Source organism: Paenibacillus sp. sgz302191 (assembly GCF_057749925.1).
Genome location: NZ_JBYLHY010000050.1, coordinates 14315 through 38326, shown reverse-complemented (window position 1 = coordinate 38326; position 24012 = coordinate 14315). Strand labels below are relative to the sequence as shown.

Genomic DNA, 24012 nt, shown 5'->3' with positions numbered 1-24012 from the left:
ACCAAGCCGAGCGGGATATTCGCATGGTCAAGGTGAAAACCAAAATTTCCGGTGCATTCCGTACGCCCGCAGGGGCTAGGCAGTTTGCCCGCATTCGCTCGGTCATCTCTACCCTTCTTAAACAAGAACGCCCTATCCTCGAATCCCTCTCTTTGGCCCTTCACGGACGCCTTCAATTCTAAACAGACCTAAGTAGTAACCAAAAATACATGAATTTGCGTCCTCGATTGCTGGCAGCGAAAAATTCCTGCAATTGTACAGGCTTTTCACTGAACAAATGGGCTCAGATTCACTTTCAGCGAAAATTCCTGCACTTTTGCAGGCATTTCGCCAAAATAAACCAATTCTGCAAGAAAAACCTGCAGTTTTGCAGGTTTTCTCCTCATCAAGCTGCTTCCTGCCTAGTTGCGCAGTTCCACGATCTACGCCGGGAGATGCAGTTTGAACTTTCTGAATGTGGTAAAATACTGGTAAATATGAAATGACGGGAGAAATTTATGCACCGTAAAAAATATTGGATTCTTCTGCCTCCCTTTTTGATCACTGCACTAGTTCTCGCAATTTATTTACCTCAAAAATTAAAACCGTTTACACTACTCATTTTGTTCGTATTTTGGGCAGTATACTATACTTGGATATATATCGAGAAAAATAATACAACAAAGAAAAATCAATAATTCCTCATTTCTTTCTTATAGAAGGCAGGAGGACGTTAGGTAAACTTCTTTGGGCGTTTATAGAGCAGCTGATCAAAATTCCATAGTTAGCGTATCCGGAAGCATCGGACAAGCTGCTGCCGCGGTCACCGCCAATTCGCTTAGTACCGCGTGTTTCCAAACCTAATTAGCCCTCATCTTGATAACAAGATGGGGCTGTTTGACGTTTACAGCGGAAGAGCGGATACTGGCTGGGTGCTGCACTCTTTTGGCGGTAGAAGCGACGAGTGACATCATTACGCTAACGGGCAGGATAGTTATGGAGGTCTCGGTGGTTCTGTGTGCTACCTGTATTGGTGGGAGTATAGATTTCGTTACACCGCTAGCAGCAGTTTTGTTATTCTTAGAATTTGCAATTCAAGTAAAGAAAGGACAGGACAGGGGCGCCCGCCCTGTCCTGTCCTTTCTTAATAGATGAGGATAAACGCGTGATGAGTTTACGGTTCGATCAAGGTTTACAGATCGACTCTCAAGGTGCCCAGCATCTTGGCGAATTTCGGATCGCGGTAGGATAAGAAAAGACTTTCCCGCGTATCGAGGGCGGAAATTTGTTCGATATCGTCCGCGCTCAACTCAAAATCGAAAATGTCGAAGTTTTCGACGATCCGCTCTTTTCTCACCGATTTTGGAATTACAACGACTTCACGCTGAACAAGCCAGCGCAACACGACCTGGGCGACGGACTTATTGTGTTTTTCTGCGATCGAGGCCAGCACTTCGTTGCCGAACATGTCGTTAAGTCCTTCAGCGAACGGCGCCCACGACTGGTGTTGAACTCCCTGCTCTTTCATAAAAGCGGCGCTCTCAGTCTGCTGGTAGAACGGGTGCGTTTCGATCTGGTTGACGGCGGGCACGATTTCGTTATGCACGATGAGGTCCATCAGACGGTCGGGCAGGAAATTGCTGACACCGATTGCCTTGATCTTGCCTTCGCGGTACAGGTCTTCCATCGCACGCCAAGCGCCGTAGTAATCGCCGAACGGCTGGTGAATAAGGTATAGATCGAGATAGTCGAGCTGCAGCTTCTTCGAGGATTTGGCAAACGCCAGCTTGGCACTTTCGTAGCCGGCATCCTGAACCCAGAGCTTGGTCGTGATGAACAGCTCCTCACGCGGTACGCCGCTGCGCTTGATCGCGCGTCCGACCGCTTCCTCATTCAGATAACCGGCGGCTGTGTCGATCAGACGGTAACCGGCCATCAGCGCTTCATATACCGCGTTCTCACATTCTTCAGCATCGGGAATCTGGTAGACACCGAAGCCGATGATCGGCATTTTCACTCCGTTGTTCAATGTTACGGTTTGCATTGTAACTCCTCCCAGTGTTCAAATGTATAACAGCAAACGGCGCATATCCCGGGAATCGGGCACTGCAGCGGGGATTCCGCTTACGGCTGATTTGCATTACAATAAGCTTAGAACCTTCGTGTTACACGAAGTCAAGCCATCTTCAAAAATTTATTTTCCAAGGAGGATTCACATGCATACGGTCAAAGAAGCCGCCCAGATAACGGGACTCACCGAGCACGCCGTGCGCTTTTACACGGATAAAGGCCTGGTGCCAAGCGTACAGCGCAATCAAAACAACATTCGGATGTTCGACGAAGAATCGATCAACTGGCTGCATGGCGTCAAATGCCTCAAGCAATCCGGGATGCCGATTGAAGTCATTAAAATGTACGTCGATCTCTGTCTCGAAGGGGATTCGACCATTCCGCAACGCTGCACACTCATGATGGAGCATAAAGAAGCCGCGCTCGTTAAGCTCGAAGAAGCCAAACGGCACGTTGCCCATTTGGAACAAAAAACCGCCCTATATCAGGCCATTCTGGAGCACCGCTCTCCAGACACGACCAATCCCGGCAACTGGGACAAAATTCAGCATATGCATTCTGACGTATTTTACTCGCCCTCTGTTCGGAAGGCGTGAGAGACATTCGTGAGCACATCAACCGCACTGAAGAAAATTTTCGGTTTAAAACTCCTGATTGGCTTGGCAATGAACAAGATTCAGGTGAACCTTATCATAAGTAACGTTGAAAACTTTTTGCTTACTCTCTCACAGACCTTAAAATGTTACACGAAGGAGGAAGGAGGTGAGGCACCTCCTCCGATCTCTACTCAGGTTGGTGTTGTGTGACGCTTTCCGCTGAACGGTGCTAAAGGGCGCTTCCTGCATCCGGGCACTGTGCGCGGCAGTGGAGCCAAGCGCTTGTTCCACGGCACGGGAACGAAACGAGATACTGTACCTTTGCTTGGGTCCGACATTTATGAATCGGTATCTAACAGATAATAAAACATTTTGTCAATGTAAAAACACCTTCAAAATGATATCCTCTCATTAATCTTACAGATCGTTCCCTGCTTGCGAATTTCTTTCGCGAATGGCTTCTTCAGTTCGTGGGACAAGAAAATCTACAAATATTGCCGCGTTTGCTTGCACTTCCTCGATGAAAGGACGGAAACTCTTATTGTATTCTTGGAATGCAAGTTCAAAATTACTATGGCATTTTTGGAAAGCATCAGCCAAGGCGGCCGCCCCATCTATTGCGAGTGATCCACCCATGCCAGCAGCCGGAGAGGCGCAGTATCCTGCATCACCGACTAGCGCTACCCTGCCTTTTGTCCACGACGGCATTTTCATTTGGCACAGCTTGTCAAAGTAAAAAGTTTTCGAGTTCTTCACTTCTTCCAGCAATTCCGGCGTTCGCCAGCCTACTCCGGAAAACTGATTCAAAGTTATATTCCGCTGCTGTTCTTCGTTTCGGTAGTCGTAAGGGATTTCCTTCTCCGAAGAAAAGAAGAGGACGATATCGGTTTTATTGTTGTAGGCGTTCAGCATGACCGCCTTTCCCGGCTCGTTGTACATCTGTGTCGTATTCTCCCGGATCAACAACTTATCCACGATCGTGATAGAAAAATAAGTTTTAAGGAAATGCGAAAATTCCGCTTCCTCGCCGAAGCCATATTTTCTGACGGCCGAATGAATACCATCGCAGCCAAATACCAGGTCAAAAGAGCGCTTTTGCCCCCCTTTGAAAGCTACGTCGACGCCGTTACTTTCTTCCTTCAACGACGTTATGCTATCTCCGAAAATAAACTCGACATCATCTTTGACAGCCTCGAACATGATATTCAGCAATACATTTCGCTCGATTTCATATTCATCTTCTGCGAGCCGCTCACGGAATGCCAATCTTTCAGTGACATCATCGGAATTTTTGAATTCCATCACTTCCATGTCTATTTTGTTCGACTGGATTTGGTCGAGCAGCCCCATACGTTTCACGATGTCGACGGTATTTCCGCGGATATTTACAGGCGTGCCGCCTTTTTTGAGACCTTCGGCGATCTCAACAACGGTCACGTTGCAGCCCAACTTCTTCATCCAGTAGGCTGTTGAGAGGCCGGCGAAACTCGCCCCGCTAACTAGGATATTTTTTTTCATTTTCGATCCTCCCGTGATGGTTGTATTCGTGTTCACTAGATTTCGTAAATTTATTTATGATCCACCATATTTTTAATGACATTGTATAGAATAAAATAGCTTTATATACTGAATATTAACAGCTCATGCGGGGCCAGACACCATTTTCAACCTATTATATGATCCGTCAAGCACTGAATAAGTAGAGAGTTCTTGCTCTAATCGCTCATGAAACCTTAGTAGGAAACGTGCAATCGATGTACCGGATGCCAAAAAGATCCGTTTGATCGTGAACAGTGATGCTAAAAACGAAGCGGACGACCAATATGCTATCGTTCATTCGCTGTTAACGCCTCAGTTCGTCATCAAAGGCCTAATTGGTGCCCACTTCGGCCAGGAGAGAAGTAAAACCTCAATGTTGGACAGCGTGAAGGAAATAGAACTTCTATTGAAACTCATGGGTTTGTCGGGAGAATATCCTGTTCTTTGTGGGGCGGAACGTGCCATGCAAGACGAAAGGACTCCGGTCTCATCAGAGGGTGCTGAGTTAATTGTACGAGAAGCTATGTCCGATGATCAAAGGCCTTTGTTCGTGATTTTCCTAGGGACCATCACAGATCTAGCGGCGGCTTATCTAATGAATCCGGCGATTGCCGATCGCTTGACAGCGGTATGGATTGGAGGAGGAGCTTGGCCAAATGGTGGAGAGGAATTTAATTTAGGGAACGATATTCACGCAGCGAACGTCGTACTCAGTTCTCCGATCCCGTTGTGGCAAATTCCTAGAAATGTATACGCAAAGATGAGAGTCAGTATCGCGGAATTAAAGTCTAGAGTGGAGCGATGCGGCGCCATTGGTCAATATTTATATCGCCAATTGCTGGAGACAAATCAAAAATGGGCAAACAATCCGGGTTGGCCAAGGGGGGAAGTATGGACGTTGGGTGATTCCCCAGCAGTGGGATTGCTGCTGCACGATCAGCCTTATGATTATGATTTGAAGCCTGCACCTCGCATATCTCCGGATATGACCTATGTCCATCATCAAACGGAGAGACGAATTCGGATATATCGAGATATCGACGTTAGGTTTATTTTGGAAGATATGTATGCCAAACTGGAGTTGTCCAGTGCGGAACAGTAATTTACTGTCAAGGTTTGTAGATCATTGGCGGAAAAAATTTTGAAGAAATAATTTCTGAATTTAGTCATAACTACTGGTGATTGAACTACCGGGAGATGTTAGCGCAATAAAACAGCCGCAGTCTAAGACTTTATTTTTCAAGTCATAGACTGCGGCTGTCTTAACTTTAGGGTGAGTTTAATACTTAGTAGGATCAACAATTTCAGTCTAAAATTATATTTTCTACGAACACTTGGCGGATGAGCGGACTGTGGCTGGGTGTTGCATTCTTTTGGCGGTATATGGGGGGATAGGGGCAGGGTGAAGCTACTTAGGGGCGTTTAACGGTGGAATGACCATCCAGGTGTTTGTTTTCGCTGCAAAAGTCGGCACGGACCCTTGCTGTTCGGCGCGGCAGCTCAAAAAACCTGCAATTGTGCAGGCTTTGGCCATGGAAATGGGCTGTTTTTGGGAAAAGCCTGCAATTGTGCAGGAATTTTCGATCAAAACGGGCCTGAGCCCTGCATATGAGCGAAAAACCTGCACTTTTGCAGGAATGGACCGGGGCAGGTGCAGGAAAGGAGCAAAAACCTGCACTTTTGCAGGCTTTTTACGTCCGCGCTACCGTAGCGGGCTGTCCGGCGTCGCCGGAGGCACGCCCGCCCCAGCGGGCAAAGCCCGGCGGGACGCCAGCGTGCTGCCGCAGCGGCGGGCTGTCCGGCGTCGCCGAAGGCACGCCCGCCCCAGCGGGCAAAGCCGGCGGGACGCCAGCGCGCTGCAGCAGCCGCAGGCGCAGGCCGACCGCCCTACCGGCGACACGCCTAGGCGCTCCGGTCCCGGCCCCCGGCCTACATATTCGTCGCCATGTTTGCCGTTTCCAGCTGTGTTTGCCGGCTGGCCGTCAGCACGTAGGTTTTGCCTGCGACGGCTTCGAACGTGACCGTGCAGTCTCCCGCAATGGCGGTTTCGACCGGCATCCCGTCCGATTCAACCGCGAGAGGCGCCTGCGGCCGTCTGCATACGACTGTGCAGGGCCGGCTTTTCGCCGCGCGGATGATGCAGCGGGTCAGCCGGCCTTCCGCCCACTCGATGTCGACGCCGCAGCCGCCACGGGCGCGCAGCCCGCTGATTCGGCCCTGCTGCCAGTCCCCCGGCAGAGCCGGGAGCAGCGTGATTTCCCCGCGGTGCGACTGCAGAAGCATCTCCGCGATGCCTGCCGTACCGCCAAAATTGCCGTCGATTTGGAACGGCGGATGGTTGTCGAACATGTTCGGCAATGTCGAGTTGGACAGAAGCGCCCGCAGATGCTCGTAAGACTTGTCCCCCTCCTCCAGCCGCGCGAAAAAGTTGACGATCCAGGCCCGGCTCCAGCCTGTATGGCCGCTTCCGGCTTCCAGCCTGCGCTCCAACGTGCGCCTGGCCGCCTGCGCCCATTCCGGGGTATGGCGCACATGGATGATCTCGCCGGGATGCAGCGCGAACAAGTGGGAAATATGCCGGTGGCCCGGATGCACCTCGTCCCAGTCCTTCACCCACTCCTGCAGCTGCCCGTATTTGCCGATTTGCGGCGGTGGCAGCTTGCGCAGCATGCGTTCCCATTCGCCCCGGACCGCTTCATCCGTTTGCAGCAGGCCGGAAGCCTCGATGCAGGCGCTGAACAACGTGTACACAATCTGCGTGTCCATCGAAGGGCCTATGGTCAGACAGCCTACGCTTCCATCGGCGCCGATGAATTTATTTTCGGGTGAGGTGGAAGGCCCCGTGATGAGACGCCCCTGTTCGTCCTCGAACAAGTAGTCCAGGAAAAACTCCGCCGCCTCCTTCATAGCGGGATACGCCCGTTCGCGCAGGAAGCTTTCGTCCATGCCGTACCGGTAATGCTCCCAAAGATGCAGGGTAAGCCACGCGGCCCCCATCGGCCATATCGAGCCAGGCATGAAATTGCCTTCGATTTGGGTCGCTCCCCACATATCGGTATTGTGGTGCGCGACGAACCCCCGGCAGCCGTACACTTTTTGCGCCGTTTTCCTGCCGTTCACGCGCATGCGGTCGATCAGATCGAACAGCGGCTCATGGCATTCCGGCAAATTGCACATTTCCGCGTGCCAGTAGTTCATTTCCGTATTGATATTGATCGTGTATTTGGACTCCCACGGCGGAGTAAAGCTCTCGTTCCAAATGCCCTGCAAGTTCGCGGGATTGGAGCCGGGCCGGGAGGAAGCCATCAGCAAATAGCGGCCGTATTGAAAATAAAGGGCGATGAGCCCCGGGTCCCGGCCGCCTTCCCGGAACCGCGCAAGCCGGGCATCGGTCGGCAGCGCTCCGGCTTCGCCAGCCGTCTCCTCGGCCCCGCCGAGCTCCAACTGCACGCGCCGCAGCTTGGCGGCATGATCCGCTACGTGGTCCTGCTTCACCCGTTCATAGCCTTTGCCCGCAGCTTGCTCCAACTGCCGGACGCATTCCGCTTTCGGATCGGCATGCCGGAATGAGGTCGCCGCCGCGATATAAATCGTAACGGCCTCGGCCTCAACGGTCAAAAAATCGCCGATCGCATTCACCGACCCGCCGTCCGGAACGGCTTTTACCGCAGCGCAGTAGGCGACTCCGTCCCTGCCGTTCACTCCGCTCATCACGAGCGTATCGCTCGCGATCTTTTGCGTGCCTTCGTCAAACGGCCTGCGGCTCAAATGCATGCGCAAGTTCAACTTGCCCGGCCGGTCGCACGTAATCCGCACGGCCATCACCTGATCGACCGCGCTGCTGAGCAGTTCCCGCACATGCCGGACGTCGTTCAGACAATAGCTGACATGGGCGAGCCCCTGCTCGATATCCAAATCTCTGTAATAATTGGAAATCATCTTTTTTTCGCCATCGTGGTAAATTTGAAAATCCCCGAGCGGCTGGTACGGATGCAGCGATTTGGGAATCGACATCATCCCTGCCTGCGCCAGCTCTTCCGCTTCGATCTGCTTGCCTTTCATCAGCAGCCGGCGCACTTCCGGAAAATAGCGCAAACCCTCCGGATTGTCCCCTTCGACAGGCCCGCCGTACCAGACCGAATCTTCGTTCAATTGCAGCCTTTCGTGATTGACTTTGCCGAAAATCATGGCGCCGAGCCGCCCGTTGCCGATCGGCAGCGCTTCGGTCCACGCTTTGGCCGGCTTTTCATACCACAGCTTCATGCTGCGGGGGGATTTCCACCAATGTTCCATTGACATCGCTCCTTTTCATCATGCTAATTTGGGAAATGAATCGGACACTTTTTGAATGCGCAAAGCGTAATAAAGCTGTGCCGGCAAATCGATCCGGAAACGTCCGGCAAACGAGCTGCCAAGCGGCGTGACAGTCATGTTCCACGTATCGATCAGATCCGCCCTGTACGTCCCTTCGGGAAGCGAAAATTCGCGGCAGGCAAACCGGTGCGGGCCAAAATATTGCAAATAATATTCGCCCTTCACGACCAGTGTGGCCGCATCGTAACTATCGGTGCTGTATGCCGCATACTCCGGCGCTTCCGCAAGAATGGCCTGCAAAAATGCGATTCGCGCCGCGCTCTTTCCATGAAGCTCGCCGCCGTGCGAGTACCAAAGCTGCGGGCCAAGGCAAGCCTCCCCGTGAGTCACATAGCCCCCTCGGCAAGTCCCTTCCCATATGAGGCAGACGAGCTCCTCGGGAGTCAAGCTGCCCCAGCGGGCGTCCAGATTTCCTTCATACCCGCAATCGTCGATGACCGCCGGCTTGCCGAATTGCTTCGTGCATTCCGAAACGGCAAACGCATCGGCCTGCCGAATGCTCGCATGCGTAACCCATGGCGCGCCAAAATCGTACTGCGTCCCGCCGCTTTGGATCGAGCGCAAATGCCTGCCGCTGTCGCACTCCTGCACGATCAGGAACAAGCGCCGCCAATCGTCCTCATGCTTGTGCTCCATCCGATCGCAGCCGTCCGCGAGCGACCACCATACGTTGCGGAATGCGGCAAGCCTGGCAACGGCATAGCGCACATAACGGTCGTCGGCTTCCGCGGGCATCCGGTCGAATCCCCACCGCCCGCCGTCATGCGGATGAAACAGAATAAGCTCCGCCTGGATGCCCAAATCGGCCAAAGCCTGTACCCGATTTTCCAAATGGGCGAAATAGTCGGGGCGCGGCCTCGCATCATCGAATCCCGTTTCCGGCGAACCTTCAAAAGGATAGCTGTCCGACCCCGGAGAATTGAACGGATCGCATTTCGGAAAAACACACATCCGGACTTTGTTGAAAGGCGAGCGTGCGAGCGACCGCAGCGTCCGCTTTTGCACCTCCTCGTCCTGCAGATGCCATACATGGCAGGTCGTGCCGACCGGCGCAAACCGCGTGCCGTCCGCATACTGAAAATGCGCGTCATCCTTGACTCTGACGGGGCCGCGGTTGCCGGGCGAAGGAGGGGTGCACATAAATTGCCCTGCAATGCCGTCAAAGCCGGCATCATCGCTTGACGTCCGAAACGTCCAAAGCCCTTCTTCTTCCGGCATAAACCGGATGCGGTATTTGCCCCCGCCGTCATAAAAGCCTTCGGCTTCCGCATAGCTCCCGCCGCCGGAGAACTCGGCGCAAAGCCGCACATCCGTGAACGGATTCCCGTGCGCAGGGCCGTCCAGCGTCAGCTCGAACATCCCCCAGCGCTCCACATCCCTCGTAAAATTCAGAGCGGCCGCCTCCTTTCGGGCTTCATTTTGTTCATACCTTGACAATGCGCAGCGCCATATACGGTTTTCCCGGAAGCTCGATTCTGCTCCCCCCGCAGAAAACGCCCTCCAGAGGCGTGATGCTCATGTTCCATGCATCGATAAGCTCGATGCGGCAGGACGCGTCCTCCTGAAGATCGACGTATGCGTATGCAGGCTGGCGGCGGCCGAAATAAAGCAGCTTATACGTCCCTTCCCGCCCGGCTTCGATCCAGTCCGCAGGACCTTGCTCCATCACGCTCCGCAGGAATGCGATTCTCGCCACGCTTTCCCCGTACAGCTTGCCCCCGGAAGATATCCACGCTCTCGTCTCCCGGCCGATAAACGACTCGCCATGCCCGACAAAACCGCCCCGCGTCAGCCCCTCCCAAAACCGGTGGGTCAGCTCCTCCCCGGAAATGTTGCCCCAGCGCCTGGAATGATCGCCCTCGTACGAAATTTCGTCGATGACGACCGGTTTGGCGACCGTTTCCCGCCAGCTTGCCGTCAGCTCCGCATCCCAATGCTGGATGCTTTGATGCGTAATCCACGGCTTGGAAAAATCGTACAAATTGGACGATTTGTACATTTTCGTGCCGTTGTGGATCGACCGCAGATGCTGATACGGATCGTACCGCTGCGCCAATTGCAGGAGCCGGTCCCAGTCTGCAACCGTTTTGTCCGCATTGAAATCGTACTCGTTGCACAGCGACCACCACACGTTGCGAAAAGAGGCCAGCCTCGCGATCACATAGCGCAAGTAAAAAGCATCCGTCTCCGCGTCCATGTTGTCGACGCCCCAATACCCTTTGTCGTAAGGGTGAAACAGAACCAGATCGGCCTCGATGCCGAGCTCCAGCAAATCGCCGATGCGCCGCTCCAAATGGGCAAAAAATGCGGGATTGAAGCAGCTTTTGTCCACATCCTCCGGGCTTGAGCCGGCGAAAGCGAGCCGCAGCGGCGGCTGCATATCCCTGGTCGGCAGCAGGCACATTCGCACTTTGTTGAACGGGGAGCTTTGCAGCGACTGCAGCGTAAGATCCTCCAACAGCTCGCTCCCATGATGCGTCCAATGATAGCAGGTCGTTCCAAACGGCCAGTAGGGCGTTCCGTCCTCGTACGCGAACAAATGCCGGTCCTTGACCCGCACCGGACCATGGTTGCCCGCGGGCGGCGGCACGCAGACGAATTCGCCGGCATATCCGTCAAGCTCGCTGCGGTTGCTGCGCGTCACATACCTCCACACGCCCGGCCGGTCCGGCATGAAGCGGACGCGGTACGTGCCGTCTCCATCATAGAAGCCGTCGGGCTCGACGACGAGATTCCTATATTGTAAGCGGGCGGACAACCGAACCTCCTGAAACGGGTTGCCTTCGGAAGGGCCCTGCAAGGACAGCTCAAACCGCCCCCACTGCTCCACTTCCGGCAAGTTTTGCCGTACATCCATCGGCACAATCCCCCCTGGTCGTTATTTGATTCCCGAATGCGCCATCGTGGCGATCACTTTGCTCTGGAACACGAGGAACATGATCAGGTTCGGCAAAAACAGCAGGAGCGCGGCCGCAGCCGCGGCGCCCTGCCTGGCCACGCTGTTCGCCATCCCGCTGGTCAGCGTCTCCACGTAGAACGGGAACGTTTTCATCGTTTCATTTTGCATATAGAACGTGGATGTGTCGGCATTTTTCCAGGCGGAGTCGAACGCGATGATCCCTATCGTCGCCACCGCAGGCATCAGCAGCGGCATGACAATCCGCAAAAACAGCGTATGCTCCTTGGCTCCGTCCATGCGCGCGGAATCCAGCAATTCGTCCGGAAGCTGGTCGATGAACTGCTTCATCAGAAAGACGCCGGTCGGCACCGCGACGAGCGGCAGAACGTGCCCCCAATACGTGTCGAAAATGTGCAGCTTGCTGACGATCAAATATTTCGGAATTTCCACAGTTTCCGGCACGAAGACGAGTGTCAGCAAAATCGTCCCGAACACCAGCTTGTGGCCGGGGAACTTGTGCTTGGAAATCGGATAGGCGCACATGGCGCTCGTAAATGTGATCAGAAAGACGGCCAGTGCCGTCACGATCAGGCTGTTGAACAAATAGCGGCTGACCGGAACCGCCGTGCTTTTGGTCGTCGCCAGCAGCTCGACGAAATTTTGCAAGGAAGGCTCCCGGGCAAAAATCGTAGGCGGATAGATGAAAAGCTCCTGATACGGCTTCAGCGCGTGATTGAAGATGTAGACGATCGGCAGCAGCATGAAGACGCTCAGCAGCACGAGCAAAATCGCGGCAAACGTCTCGAACGGGCTCAACCGGCGAAATCCCATCCGTCTGCGCCACAGATCGATTTTTCTTAGCGCAAGTTTCATGCTTCGTCCTCCTTCGTGCCGAACAGCTTCCAGCTCAGCTTTTGGGCAAAATAAACGATCGCCAGCAAACATACCGTCAGCGCCGTCGCATATCCGAGCTCAAACCGCTTTAAGCCGTAGTCATCAATGTGCGTCGTAATCATGTGACCGGCGTATTCCGGCGTCGGATTCATCCCGGACAGCGCCGTTCCGATCGAGGACATCTGGATTGCCCCGACGATCGCCATGACAGCGCCGAACAGCATTTGCGGCTTGGTCGACGGAATCGTGATGTACCACACTTCCTCCAGCCTGCTGCGGATGCCGTCCAGCCGCCCCGCTTCGTACAGCTCGGGGTTCACGTTCAGGATGCCCGCCAGCATGCCGAGAAAGCCGATCCCCATGCTTTTCCACAGCGAGACGACAACCATGGAAGCCATCAGATGCTCCTTGCTCGTCACCCATGCGACCGGTTCGCCGATCAGGCTGAGTTTGAGCAAAAAGCTGTTCAAATAGCCGATTCTGTCGCTGGAAAGCAGCGGCGTCCAAATAATGCTCATGGCGACCAGGCTGGCCAGGGACGGGGTGTACATCGCCAGCGTAAACCATTTGCGGTAGACGGCGGGCAAAATCGAAATCAGCCAGGCCAGCAAAAAGGCGCACGCATATCCCCCGGGCCCGATGATCAGTGCAAAAGAAAGGGTGTTCGGCAGCGCGTATTTGATCAAAATCAAATCCTGCGACAGCATGTAGCGGAAATTGTCCCAGCCGACGAAATGCGGCGGTTCGATCGCATTGTAATACGTGAAGCTAAGCGCTAATGCGGCGAGCACCGGAATTAAAATAAAGATGGCAAAACAGATGACGAAAGGCGCGATGAACAAATAGGAGATGCGGTACGCCCAGATCGTCTTTAAAGCCGCGAACAGCCTGTTTTTCCGGATTTTCACGGGAGCAAGCGGCCTCTGCTGAATCGCTTGCGCATCACTTTTCAACATATTTATCCACCCCTTCCCACGGCTGTGTAATCGTTGGCAAATTCAGCGACCGCACCATGTTCCCGCTCTGATCGATAAAGCGGAACTCCTGCATTTTCCTCTGAACCTCCCGGTCCACTTCCTTGATCGCCGTTTCCAGCGAAGTGCGGTAATTTTCCCCGCCGATGACGGTTCGCGTCCAGGCGTTTTTGATTTCCCGCTCCATGTAATAGCTGCCCGGCACTTTGGCAATGTCCCGGAACCAACGCCACTGCTGCAAAATGGCTTGCAGATCGTCGGCTTTCCACGGCAGCCTCACGAACGCGTCGACGTTGGACGTATACCAGCGGAACGTGACGCCATTGAGCGTTTCCAGATCCGTTCCGTACTTTTCCTGCACTTCCTCGGACATCCACCATTTGAGGAATTCCCAGCTTTCCTGCGGCTTCTTCGTCTGCTTGAAGATCGCCGAGGCGAGCATATCTCCGCCGTTGCCGCCCGTCCAGCGGACGACCGTTCCGTCATCCTGGCGGACGCCGGGAATCGGCGCCACTCCCCACAAGCCGTTCAGCTCGGGAGCCGCGACGGTCAATTGCAGGTACGCGTTCAAATCGGCAATGCCGATCGGATACGAGCCGTCCCGGAAATGCGCATAAAAGCTTTCCGATTTTTGATCGATGCCGTATTTGTTTTGCAAATCGGTCCACTGCTTGAACGCATCGAACCCTTTTTCCGCACCCAGTCCCGTCCTCGTTCCGTCCTTCGTGTAATATTCCGCCCCGTGCATCTGCAAAAATATGCTGTGCTCGACAGGCGTGAAGTTCATGCCGTTTTGCTGAAGAATCGGAAGCATCCGGTATACGTCGTCCCAGGTATCGGGTACCTTTAGGCCGAGCCGCTGCAACATATCTTTCCGGTAAAACATGACGGAGAACGTCTGCGTCTCCGGAACGGCATAGTAGCCGCCGTCATAATAGTAAGCCAGCCACGCGCCCGGGGTGAATCTCCGGTACACCTCGTCGAAATCCGGGAATTGCTTGAGATCGTAGATGCCGCCCCGGATGGCATAGTCGAACGGCGTATCGTGCGGCAGCCCCAGGCCGACGTCGGGAGCGATCCCGGCGGCGTTCATCAACAGCAGCAGCTTATCGTCTTTCAGCAGATTGACCTTCACTTTAATGCCGGTTTGCGGCGTAAACATATCGTCCGCCATGCCCTGCAGCAAGTTGACGTAGTCCCGCCCGCGGTTCATCCACACGTTCAGCACTTTGTCGTCCGCTGCGTTCGATTTGGGTTCCGTTTGAAAAGAATTGAAAAAGTTGATGAAGGAGCCTTCCACTTTTTCCATAAAAGTCGCTTCCAGCTTCGGGAACGGCTTGCCGGCCGGAACGACCGCAATGCGGTCGAGCTGGAGCGGCTGAAAGCCGAGCTGGCCGATGAGATCGGACAGCTTGCTTTGCATTTTGTTGAAGCGCCCGGCATCGTAAGGAATCTCATCGGGATTTTTCAGCAGCGTTTCGATATCTTTGCCGACGGTGACCAGCCCTTGGGAAACCGAATCCGGTCGCCCGTTGATCGCGATCAACCGGTCCCGGGTCGCCGCAAGCTGATCTTGCAGCTGTCGGAGCTGCTTGATAAAGCCGGGCAAATCTTTTTTCAGATCCCAGGTCCGGTTTTTATCGTCAACCCCGCCGGTCAGCGTGTGCAAATCGTTGGATAGTTTCGTCAACGTATCCGTGGCGCGATTCATATCGCCGACAATCGGGATGACGGGGGCTTGCGTAACGCGCATCGAAATCGTGTTGGCCCCTTTTTGCAAATAAAACTCGTAGGCGTTGCCCTGATCGTCGGCCAGCGGCGTCCCTTTCCAGTTCGACGCATAGGAGAAACGATACGCTTTCAGCTCGGCGAACGGCACTTTGCCGTTGATCAAAATCGAGCGGAACGACGAGCGGTTGGACACGAACGACTGCTGCTGGCGCAGAGCGATGGTATAGTAGCCGGTTTCCGGCACATCGAAGTTCCAGCTGATTTCCTGATTGCCCGACGCCCAGTGGTTGCCGTCAATCGTATTGTAAGTAATTTTGCCCCGCACATAAGGGCTGTTCGCAATATCGTTGTCAAAAGCGAGCGCGATGGAAGAATCGTTCTTCCATGCGACCTGCTCCGCTTCGATGATGATCGGATCGGCCTGTACGGGAGCCGCCTCCTTGGGCAATCCGCTCCTGACGGTCCGGTAATCGGCCGCAAGCTCCGGCGCTTTGAACGCAATCGATTCCAGCGCGAACGGATCGCTGCCGGACAGGCGGATCGTATGCTTGCCAGGCGTCAGCTTCCAAAGCAGCGCGTCCGAATAAGCGCCGGACAAATCGCGCAGCTCCCACGTCAGCCAGCCGGAAATGTCCTCGGCCACCGGCCGGATTTCGTCCCCGTTGTCATCCTTGCGGACCGGCATTTTGTCCTTCCAGTGCCTGTACAGCTGGATCGACTTGGATTCCACGAACGGTGCGGCGCCGTCGACCGTTAAGTTCAGCGAAATCGGCTTGCGGTTTTTCGTGTCGACGAACGGATGGTACGACAAGTCGATGGCATACAAACCGCCCTGTGCGACGCTCAGCTCGTATTCGATCCATTCGTCGCCTTTGGCGCTCCAGACCAATACGCCGTTCTTCCCGCCGTACGACCCGACGGAAACGTGGGCATTGTCCGAGCGGCCGCTCAGCTTCGCTCCCTGAACGGTCAGCCCGCCGCCACGGGCGGGAGCCGTCCCCTCCTTCTGCCACTGCTCCAGCACTTCGGAGTAATAGGGCTCCAGCTTTTGAGATTTATGGTCGGACGGATTCGATCCGTCAGCCTTCGTGTTCGCCGCCTTTGCGCCGCCGTTAACCGCCAGGCCGGGAAACGCCGGACCCAGCACCAGTACAAGTGCAAGCAGGATCGTCATCCATACCCTTGCTTGATAAAACGCCTTCAACTCCATCCCCCCGCCATACTGCTTAGTACGATAAGTTTTCCGTGGAATCTTTATCGAAAAACAGCGCTTTCTGCATATCGAGTGTCAAAACAAGCTTTTCGTTTTCCGTAAACGCATGATCGGCCTGGGCTCTGACTATTAGCAAATTCGGCATGCCGATGTCCAAATACAGATACATATCCGCCCCCATCAATTCGTTCAGCTTCTGAATGCCGGCGATTTGCGCATGGGGATTGGCTTCGTGTAAGGCCGGGTCCAAATGGATATGCTCGCAGCGAATGCCAAGCAAAACGGTTCGATCGACTTTTTTCTTTTTTTTCAACAAGTCCGATTGATGCGCCGGGATTTTCAGGTAATACCGGTTCGTATGGAATTCCAGCGAGCCGTCCGCACCCTCGATAATTTTTCCTTCGATAAAATTGATCGGCGGCGTCCCGATAAATCCGGCCACGAACGTATTCCGCGGATTGTTGTAGATCGTCTTGGGCGAATCCACCTGCTGGATGATCCCGTCCTTCATGACGACAATGCGGTGCCCCATCGTCATCGCTTCGACTTGGTCGTGCGTCACGTACACCATCGTGACGCCGAGTTTTTTTTGCAGCGCGATGATCTCCGTCCGCATTTGGACTCTCAGCTTGGCGTCCAGGTTGGACAGCGGCTCATCCATCAAAAAAACGGACGGATTTCGCACGATCGCCCGGCCCAGCGCCACGCGCTGCCGCTGCCCGCCGGAGAGCTGCCTTGGCTTGCGGTCGAGAAAAGGCTCGATTTCCAAAATTCGCGACGTCTTTTTGACCGCCTGGTCGATTTCATGTTTCGCCATTTTCCGCAGGCGCAAGCCGAATGCGATGTTTTCGTATACGCTCATGTTCGGATACAAAGCGTAGTTCTGAAACACCATGGCGATATCCCGGTCTTTCGGCGGCAAATGGTTAACCAGCTTATCTCCGATATACAGCTCGCCCGAAGTAATGTCCTCAAGGCCGGCGATCATCCGCAGCGTCGTCGATTTGCCGCAGCCGGAAGGACCTACCATGACGATAAACTCTCCGTCCTGAATATCCAGATCGAAATCTTTCACGGCGTAAGCTCGTTCTTTGCCGAAACGTTTTTCCACATGTTTTAGAAGTATTCGCCCCATTGCAGCACCTCCCATAGTGTTCCTTTCAAGCCCGAATGACAGCGATTTCATGACTTATTCATTCATTATACATTCCGTATTTGCACGCATTATAGGTGATGATTGCCGAGTTATAGGGGGAATCCTGCTTTCAATTGCCGGGCCAGCCAGTCGAACGACTTGCGTCCGGACACTTCGTGTTTCCCGGGAAATAAATCGGCCTCGAACCGGTCCCCGCGCCCTTCTTCCGCATAAATGTCCGCCAGCCTGGCGGCGGCCTCCTTGACCGAATCGGCCGGAAACAGCGGATCTTCCACGCCCGACTCGACAAAAAGCGCCCTCGGCGCCATCAATCCGATCAATTCCGGCAGATCGGCAAAAGGCCTAATCGACGGCAAATAATTGTCGATGCAATGATTCATCGCCAGCAGGCTGCCCCTGAACGTGCTCGTAAAAGCGCAGACGACGGCGGCCTTGATGCGCTCGTCCAGAGCGGCGGAGAACGAGGCGATCAGACCGCCGCCCGAGAACCCGACCGTGCCGATCCGGGCGGGGTCGACCTCCTCCCGCGACGCCAAATAATCGAGCGAGCGCATCGCTTCGCAGATGCGCAAGCCGGCCAGCGTGCGGCCGTACATCAGCAGCCGCGAGGCGAGGGAAAAGCAGGAGCTGCTTTTCCGCGGGTCCTTGCCCATATCGGCCGACAGCCTCCGGTCGCCGAAGCCGATTATTTCCGGGGCAATCACGACCATGCCCCGCTGCGCCAGCTTCACGGCATAATGCCCGTGAATGCCCGGTTCGCCGCGATCGGCGGCCCCGTCCGGCCGCAGGCCGACGATCTCCCGGCTGCCGTATCCGTGCCCGTGCCAGGCGAGCACCGCCGGCGCTTTGCCCTCCAGCCGCTTGGGCAGCAGGACGTAGGCCGGCATTTGGAGATGGAGATCGGTCGTGTAGACGACGCGTTCCAGGATGCAATCCTCCATCTCCTGCCGTTCGATGACCACCGGGGCTGGCGCCACCGGGGCCGGGACCGCAGGCATTTCGCCGAGCGCCGCCAGCAGCTTCGCCCGCACGCCGGCTTTTCGCTCGCTCCATGTTCCATGCGCCGCCTCCTTGCCGGCGCTTTCGTAGAGGCGCTCCAAATAGAGATCCGGGCACCATGTAGACATAGACGGACTCCCTCCTCGATCCTTATTTTCCGATACCGCAAAAAGAGCTGCTCCATCGCGATGGTCAGCCCCGTACCCCAATAATCTGTCCCTGAGATAAACCTCCATCGAGGTCTTTTGAGGATGCCGGCATAGCATGAAAAACCCATGAATGACCAATATCACTAGCCATTCGCAGATAACCTGCAAAAAAGAGACTTTCAAAAAACTTGTTGAGCACGTAAAATCTGCGAAAGTCAGGCAGTGGAACTCGCGCAGAGCCGGATGGCCTGAACGCCTTGCTGTCTGGCTACGCGGAGAAAGAAAGCCTGCAAAGTGCAGGTTTTCTTTCGTTCATACGCTGAAGACGATACATTCCTGCATTTGTCAGGCTGTTGAGAAACCCCCTTTTTTCCCGGCTGCTCAAAAAAAGCACCAAAAGCATGAGCCAAATACCCCTCTCAGATCGTTTTATATCAATTTTTTCTCTTCGAGATGAGTGCCCCCACATAAAAATTGATCTAAGAGGAAACCCGTTAGACTTTCTCAACAGCCTGATTTGTGCAGGCTTTTTGCCATTATCGAAAATCCTTGCCACAGCCTGCCTACCTGCACGAAGAAAACCTGCAAAAATACATGAATTTGTGTCCTTTATCATTGGCCATGAACAATTCCTGCAAAAATGCAGGCTTTTCACCGAACACATGGACACAGACTCACTTTCAGCAAAAATTCCTGCACTTTTGCAGGTTTTTCGCCAAAACAAGCCAATTTCGCAGGAAATACCTGCACTTTTGCAGGTTTTCTCCCTACCAAGCCACCGCATGACCACCCGCCGTACAGCACTGCAACCCGCGCCGGGAGAGGCGCTTATTAGGAAAGAGCCATTGCACAACACCAGCACTACAATCTTTGGATGTCAAAAGAACATGTCTTTCAAAAAACGTCCTGATGGCGTTAGAAAAGTGCGCGATACCTCTTTCATTACGCCGGGCCGCGGTGTTCATTGAATCTACGCTTGCCAAAACCCGAGAACATATAAATTCTTATATGTCAAGGATAAACGACTCCGTCGTCCTTCTGGGACGAGCGCGTTTATCAAAGTAGATGCGAAGCAAAAGTATAAAACATATACTTTCTTATCTACTGAAAAAAGCAGCAGCCCCACCCGCCCGTCGGACGCCTAGCAGGAAATGTCCGTTTCATCGAGCTCCTGGAAGTTTTGCCTGTACTGCCTCGGCGTCACCCCGGTTTTTTTGCGGAAAAGGGCGTGAAAAAACTTCATATCCTGATACCCGACCTGATTGGCGATCTGATAAATCGGTATATCAGTGGATTTTAGCAGCTCGCAGCATTTTTGAATGCGCACGTTTTGCAAATATTGCGTGAACGACAATCCGGTCGATTTTTTAAACAATCGTTGAAAATGGCTGGCGCTTAAAAAAAAGTAATCGGCCACATCCTGCACCGTCAAATTGTGCGTGTACCGGGATTTGATGAAATGAACGACTTCATCGAACATTTTAAACGAAACCGTTTCCATTTCATTGATCATCTCAAAACGCTGCATCAGCACCATCATCTGGATCAGCATGGCGGTGAGAACGGTCTCGAACCCGGTGCTTTTTTTCAAATATTCCCTGTACATGTTCTGCATAATCGTCGAGAAAGTGTCGTGCTTATCCTGAAAATGCAGCCACCGTTCCTGGCATTTTTCGTAATCGTGTATGGTATGGTAGGTCATGGAATCTCTCTGCAGCAAATGCTTCCACGAATCCAGCAGCTCAAGGCGGAAAATGCAATTGTAAATGACGAGCATTTTGTCCTGCTTCGGCGAAGACGGTCTGAATACATGCGATGTGCCGATCGGAATGACGAACAAATCCCCTTGCTTCACGGGTATGACCTGATCTTCCACGTAGTGATACCCGCAGCCTTCCCCCACAAAACTGATTTCAACGAAATCATGGCTGTGCTGCAGCGTTGTAAACGATTCCAATTCACGGTTCAAAAAGATGTTCATGCCTTTCTCGAAAAACAGATCGCCGCTTAAATGCTGGATTCTCCCATTCATAACCATCACCCTCTAATACAGGTATTTGTTATCCGCTGAACCATCGATCGCGGAACGCGGGAACCCGCCATACGCGCATCCCCCGCTCCGGCTGAACAACATGCTACTGTCCTTCCTTGATCCACTGCTCCGTCAAACAAACATATTTGATGCCTTGGCGCAAATACGAAAATGCGAGATGAATTTTGCCGTCGCGCGTCGCGATAATGGAAGGGTACGAATAACCGATTTCGGTTTCTTTATATTCAAGATCCGCCATCTGCACGTTTCTGAAATACGGCCAAGTCTCGCCCCGGTCCTCCGAAATCGAAATGGTAAGCGGCGTGCGCAGCGGTTTTTTGCGGAATTCCCCTTTTCTTTGCACCCACCTGAACTGATCGCGCTCCATCGTGGAATTGTTGTAGATCAAAGCCAGATGGCCGTTATGCAGCTTGACGAGCTGCGTCGAAGAATTGTTGTTCGGCAGACTGCTCTTGGCCGGAACCGACCATGTCTTTCCGCTGCCTTCGGAAACGCTCGTGTACATCCGGTCCGCCTGCCGGCTGCGGAACATCGCAAACAGCGTGCCGTCGTCGAATTGCACGGCGGTCATCTGCACGCGGTGCAGGCTGCCCGGCACTTCGTGCTCCTGCCACGTCGCCCCCTCGTCAGAGCTGATCAGGACGACGCTGTAATGGCCTTCAAGCCGGCAATAGTAGGCCGGAAGCAGCCAATCGCCGTTGTGCAGGACCAGGGGCGGATGCCGCAAAAAGATGCCGGGCCCGGCGGGTATGACCCCGGTTTCGCTCCATGTAAGCCCGCGGTCTGCTGAAGTCCTGTACACGATTCTGGACGTTCTCTGGTTGTGCGGTTCGTTCGACGTATGAAACAACCAGAGCTTGCCGTCAGGAGCCTGGAACAGGACCGGATTTTGCTCGGACCGTTCGCGGTCTGCGGACAGCTTGACCGGAGCCGTCCACTGCCTGGAACCGGCCGGCAGCCTCGACATGATGATATCCGTATCGGGATTCCCCTCTCCGCTGCCGGAGAACCAGACGCACAGCAGGTCGCCGCTATCCACCTCCAGCAAATTGGACGCATGGTTGTCGCTCGGCTGCGGGGTAGGAAGGTATGCTTCCTCCAGCGCCGGGTCTGTTCCCGATTGCGCGACAATTCCGTTATAACGACTCATGACACACAGCCCCACCCTTCTTCTTTCTGTTTGCACACGTTTGCAATCTATGACAGCTCCTTCCAGAGCAGCTCTTTCCGGCATAACGTTTCGCTCGCAAACACGAGCTTGCCGTTTACGTACAGGCGATAGCCCTCTTCAAGATCCATGAGATCCGGAGAATCCGGGGGGCCCGCCGGCGTATCCGGTTTCCGGTATGTAATCCGCAGCTCCCTGCCCGCCGCTTTCACGGAATCCAGGCAAAAATAATCCAGGCCCGTATCCAGCGGATCAAGCACGATGCAATCCTCTTCGACGGTTAAGCCCGCCACATGCGAAATCAGCAAATCGATATAGAACGAGTGGTTGTATTCCTGTTCGTCGCTCAGCGGTTCGCCCGTAGCGCTGTTGTAATGCTCGACAAGACCGGGCTGGCTGAGATCTCTTTTCATAAAATGAAGGAACGAATATTCGCGCAAATAATAGCCGAATGCTTTGTCAAATTGATGATTCCGCCGTTTGCTCTCCTTGGCGAGCGCGTCGAGCGCAATCGAGTTCGTGTAAGGCCAGGTCGGGCCGTCCCATACGCAGCCGTTGCGCCCCTTGACAAAATGGCCCATCCAGCCCCCATCCGGCGAATAGGCCGGGCAGTCGGCTGCAACCGACGGAAACGGGCACTTCGTGCGGAATTCGCTATCGCCCAACAAATGCTCCGCCATGCCGTTATAGCTATCGTCGATGATTTGCGCCCAACCGGGGTAAAAGCCGACAATATTTTTGACGAGCGCCTTCTCGTCGGTCTCATAGTGGAGATCGTAAAAAAACTGCGTCTCCTCATCCCACATCTTTTCAAGAATGTCCTGCTTGATGTCCTCGGCCATCCGGGCAAAAGCTTCCGCTTCCGGATCCCCGGCAAGCTCGCACATGCAGGCTACCGCCAGCGTGTTTAAATAATGGTAGACGGTGCGGTCCACCCTTTTCAGATGGGTGTAGGTCGCCTTATCCTTCGGGTTTCTAGGGAATTGATGAAAATACCAGAAGCTCGGCTGATACTCTTTGCCTGTCCGCGTATGCTTGTATTCGATCATCAAATGATCGTTCCCGCTCCCATGAATGCGATTACATTCGGCGATTTGCGTTTTGAACGCAGGCAGCAATTCGACGATCGCATCGCGGTTGCGGTGCACCAGATACAACTGGTAAGCGGCCCAGCAGGAAAAGTTGGCGAAGGCGTGCATCACGGTATCTACCGTCAGGCAGCAGAACAGCCCTCCCTCTCCCGGCGAGGCGGCCATATTGCGCAGCGGCCCTTCGCCGTATGCCGGGTCATGGTGCCATCTGGCGTCCATCAGATGAAGCGGCACGGACAAATTGATAAGCTTGCTGAACTCCCAACCCCCTTTGCCGAAGGGCGTCTTGCTTTTTTTGTGCGATCTTCCTTCATAAAACAACGGATACGTCAAATGCCCGTACTGCGGATCGGCCAAATTGTGCCGGAGCAGGAACCAGCGGTACGTCCACGTTTTGTCGAGCACCGGGTCGCTGCTTCTGAACGAAGGCGTTTTTTCGAACCATTGTCCGTATTCCGCTCGCTGCTTGTCGATCACCCCGTCCCCATCGGGTCCATACTCCGCATAGGCCGACGCCCGGGCTTCCAGCATGTCCATGCCGTCCTTGCCCGCTATGCCGAGCGCCGCAGCGATGACGAATGCTTTCGACTCCCCCGGCTTCAAGCGCACTTCCGTTAGCATTGCGGGATCGCTGACGGCAATGGCTCCAGCGATATCGAAACTGTAGTGCTCGATGCGAAAAAGCCCCTGCAAAGTATTTCCGCTGCGCCCTCCTGCGAACGCGTCACCGTACGTTTTCAGGCGCAGCACAAGCTCTTCACGGCTCCGGTTGGTCCACGTCTGGCAGGAAACGGCGCAGTCGTTCCAGGCGATAAATTTGCGCTCGACCAGCGCAAGCCGGTTGTCCGCATATTCCATGAGCAGATGGCTCGGATACCATTCGGTCCGGCACGGCTCGAAGCTTTCCGTCAAATTGTTGTCTATTTGAAACAGCATCGGGATATTAACCTTGTGTATAAAATCGAATCTCCCGGCAAATCCGGGAACGGGATCCAAATAATCCGCCCACAGCCTCGCTCCGGTAGGGCCGAGCAGCAGTGCGCCCGGTCGCGTTCGAAGCGTTTTTTTGCCCGCTTGCAATTGTTCGTCCAATTGGTTGCCAGTCAGCAATGAATCCGCCCCTTTCC

The 24012-nt window shown here is 54.2% G+C and carries 16 protein-coding genes and 1 pseudogene; 4 read left to right on the top strand and 13 right to left on the bottom strand.

The annotated features are described in order from the left end of the window. Positions 1–182 (top strand): annotated as a pseudogene (locus AC3G2T_RS36805) (IS66 family transposase); the annotation flags it as partial. A 989-nt stretch (positions 183–1171) separates the two neighbouring features. Here AC3G2T_RS36805 and AC3G2T_RS36800 read toward each other — a convergent pair. Further along, entirely contained in the window at positions 1172–2023 is an 852-nt protein-coding gene (locus AC3G2T_RS36800; protein WP_488438565.1) for an aldo/keto reductase, read from the bottom strand. A 172-nt stretch (positions 2024–2195) separates the two neighbouring features. On the opposite strand from AC3G2T_RS36800, the gene AC3G2T_RS36795 reads away from it, so the two are divergent. Then, entirely contained in the window at positions 2196–2645 is a 450-nt protein-coding gene (locus AC3G2T_RS36795) for a MerR family transcriptional regulator (RefSeq protein ID WP_488438564.1), read from the top strand. Positions 2646–3062: 417 nt separating this feature from the next. Here the strand turns inward: AC3G2T_RS36795 and AC3G2T_RS36790 are convergent, their stop codons facing one another. Beyond that, on the bottom strand, positions 3063–4163 hold the full coding sequence (locus tag AC3G2T_RS36790; RefSeq protein ID WP_488438563.1) for an FAD-dependent monooxygenase: 1101 nt from the start codon (positions 4161–4163) through the stop codon (positions 3063–3065). A 268-nt stretch (positions 4164–4431) separates the two neighbouring features. On the opposite strand from AC3G2T_RS36790, the gene AC3G2T_RS36785 reads away from it, so the two are divergent. After that, entirely contained in the window at positions 4432–5286 is an 855-nt protein-coding gene (locus tag AC3G2T_RS36785; RefSeq protein WP_488438562.1) for a nucleoside hydrolase, read from the top strand. A gap of 827 nt (positions 5287–6113) precedes the next feature. Here the strand turns inward: AC3G2T_RS36785 and AC3G2T_RS36780 are convergent. The 8 genes from AC3G2T_RS36780 to AC3G2T_RS36745 all read right to left on the bottom strand — a co-directional run bounded on the left by AC3G2T_RS36780 (position 6114) and on the right by AC3G2T_RS36745 (position 18552). After that, complete coding sequence (locus tag AC3G2T_RS36780) at positions 6114–8477, bottom strand: glycoside hydrolase family 95 protein (protein ID WP_488438561.1); 2364 nt, start codon at positions 8475–8477, stop codon at positions 6114–6116. An 18-nt stretch (positions 8478–8495) separates the two neighbouring features. Then, on the bottom strand, positions 8496–9995 hold the full coding sequence (locus AC3G2T_RS36775) for a DUF5060 domain-containing protein (protein WP_488438560.1): 1500 nt from the start codon (positions 9993–9995) through the stop codon (positions 8496–8498). Beyond that, on the bottom strand, positions 9982–11415 hold the full coding sequence (locus AC3G2T_RS36770) for a DUF5060 domain-containing protein (RefSeq protein WP_488438559.1): 1434 nt from the start codon (positions 11413–11415) through the stop codon (positions 9982–9984). The genes AC3G2T_RS36775 and AC3G2T_RS36770 overlap by 14 nt, the downstream gene beginning before the upstream one ends. Positions 11416–11436: 21 nt before the next feature. Continuing rightward, complete coding sequence (locus AC3G2T_RS36765; protein ID WP_488438558.1) at positions 11437–12330, bottom strand: carbohydrate ABC transporter permease; 894 nt, start codon at positions 12328–12330, stop codon at positions 11437–11439. Then, complete coding sequence (locus AC3G2T_RS36760) at positions 12327–13307, bottom strand: carbohydrate ABC transporter permease (RefSeq protein ID WP_488438557.1); 981 nt, start codon at positions 13305–13307, stop codon at positions 12327–12329. Before AC3G2T_RS36760 ends, AC3G2T_RS36765 begins: the two co-directional genes overlap by 4 nt. Then, positions 13294–16266, bottom strand: coding sequence for an extracellular solute-binding protein (locus tag AC3G2T_RS36755; protein WP_488438556.1), 2973 nt, complete (start codon positions 16264–16266; stop codon positions 13294–13296). Before AC3G2T_RS36755 ends, AC3G2T_RS36760 begins: the two co-directional genes overlap by 14 nt. Before the next feature lie 16 nt (positions 16267–16282). After that, positions 16283–17404 (bottom strand): ABC transporter ATP-binding protein, encoded by a 1122-nt coding sequence (locus AC3G2T_RS36750; protein WP_488438555.1) that lies wholly within the window; start codon positions 17402–17404, stop codon positions 16283–16285. A 110-nt stretch (positions 17405–17514) separates the two neighbouring features. Continuing rightward, the gene (locus AC3G2T_RS36745; RefSeq protein WP_488438554.1) at positions 17515–18552 is read right to left on the bottom strand and encodes a dienelactone hydrolase family protein; all 1038 of its coding nucleotides are present in this window, start codon (positions 18550–18552) and stop codon (positions 17515–17517) included. Between the two features lie 422 nt (positions 18553–18974). On the opposite strand from AC3G2T_RS36745, the gene AC3G2T_RS36740 reads away from it, so the two are divergent. Further along, positions 18975–19541: a hypothetical protein gene (locus AC3G2T_RS36740; protein WP_488438553.1), complete on the top strand. Its 567-nt coding sequence runs from the start codon at positions 18975–18977 to the stop codon at positions 19539–19541. 173 nt (positions 19542–19714) lie between these two features. Here the strand turns inward: AC3G2T_RS36740 and AC3G2T_RS36735 are convergent, their stop codons facing one another. The 3 genes from AC3G2T_RS36735 to AC3G2T_RS36725 form a co-directional block, all read right to left on the bottom strand. Further along, a complete protein-coding gene (locus AC3G2T_RS36735) occupies positions 19715–20605 on the bottom strand; it encodes a helix-turn-helix domain-containing protein (protein WP_474680179.1) in 891 nt (296 codons plus the stop codon). Between the two features lie 103 nt (positions 20606–20708). Further along, the gene (locus tag AC3G2T_RS36730; RefSeq protein ID WP_488438552.1) at positions 20709–21776 is read right to left on the bottom strand and encodes a sialidase family protein; all 1068 of its coding nucleotides are present in this window, start codon (positions 21774–21776) and stop codon (positions 20709–20711) included. Positions 21777–21823: 47 nt separating this feature from the next. After that, positions 21824–23995, bottom strand: coding sequence for an MGH1-like glycoside hydrolase domain-containing protein (locus AC3G2T_RS36725; protein WP_488438551.1), 2172 nt, complete (start codon positions 23993–23995; stop codon positions 21824–21826). Between the last annotated feature and the right edge of the window lie 17 nt (positions 23996–24012).

What these genes read in the sequence shown, in the direction of transcription:
- AC3G2T_RS36780 (WP_488438561.1), bottom strand. Translation starts at nt 8,477, where the DNA reads ATGGAACATTGGTGGAAATCCCCCCGCAGCATGAAGCTGTGGTATGAA.
- AC3G2T_RS36750 (WP_488438555.1), bottom strand. Translation starts at nt 17,404, where the DNA reads ATGGGGCGAATACTTCTAAAACATGTGGAAAAACGTTTCGGCAAAGAA.
- AC3G2T_RS36765 (WP_488438558.1), bottom strand. Translation starts at nt 12,330, where the DNA reads ATGAAACTTGCGCTAAGAAAAATCGATCTGTGGCGCAGACGGATGGGA.
- AC3G2T_RS36795 (WP_488438564.1), top strand. Translation starts at nt 2,196, where the DNA reads ATGCATACGGTCAAAGAAGCCGCCCAGATAACGGGACTCACCGAGCAC.
- AC3G2T_RS36730 (WP_488438552.1), bottom strand. Translation starts at nt 21,776, where the DNA reads ATGAGTCGTTATAACGGAATTGTCGCGCAATCGGGAACAGACCCGGCG.
- AC3G2T_RS36745 (WP_488438554.1), bottom strand. Translation starts at nt 18,552, where the DNA reads ATGTCTACATGGTGCCCGGATCTCTATTTGGAGCGCCTCTACGAAAGC.
- AC3G2T_RS36770 (WP_488438559.1), bottom strand. Translation starts at nt 11,415, where the DNA reads ATGGATGTACGGCAAAACTTGCCGGAAGTGGAGCAGTGGGGGCGGTTT.
- AC3G2T_RS36790 (WP_488438563.1), bottom strand. Translation starts at nt 4,163, where the DNA reads ATGAAAAAAAATATCCTAGTTAGCGGGGCGAGTTTCGCCGGCCTCTCA.
- AC3G2T_RS36760 (WP_488438557.1), bottom strand. Translation starts at nt 13,307, where the DNA reads ATGTTGAAAAGTGATGCGCAAGCGATTCAGCAGAGGCCGCTTGCTCCC.
- AC3G2T_RS36740 (WP_488438553.1), top strand. Translation starts at nt 18,975, where the DNA reads ATGAGCCAAATACCCCTCTCAGATCGTTTTATATCAATTTTTTCTCTT.
- AC3G2T_RS36735 (WP_474680179.1), bottom strand. Translation starts at nt 20,605, where the DNA reads ATGAATGGGAGAATCCAGCATTTAAGCGGCGATCTGTTTTTCGAGAAA.
- AC3G2T_RS36800 (WP_488438565.1), bottom strand. Translation starts at nt 2,023, where the DNA reads ATGCAAACCGTAACATTGAACAACGGAGTGAAAATGCCGATCATCGGC.
- AC3G2T_RS36755 (WP_488438556.1), bottom strand. Translation starts at nt 16,266, where the DNA reads ATGGAGTTGAAGGCGTTTTATCAAGCAAGGGTATGGATGACGATCCTG.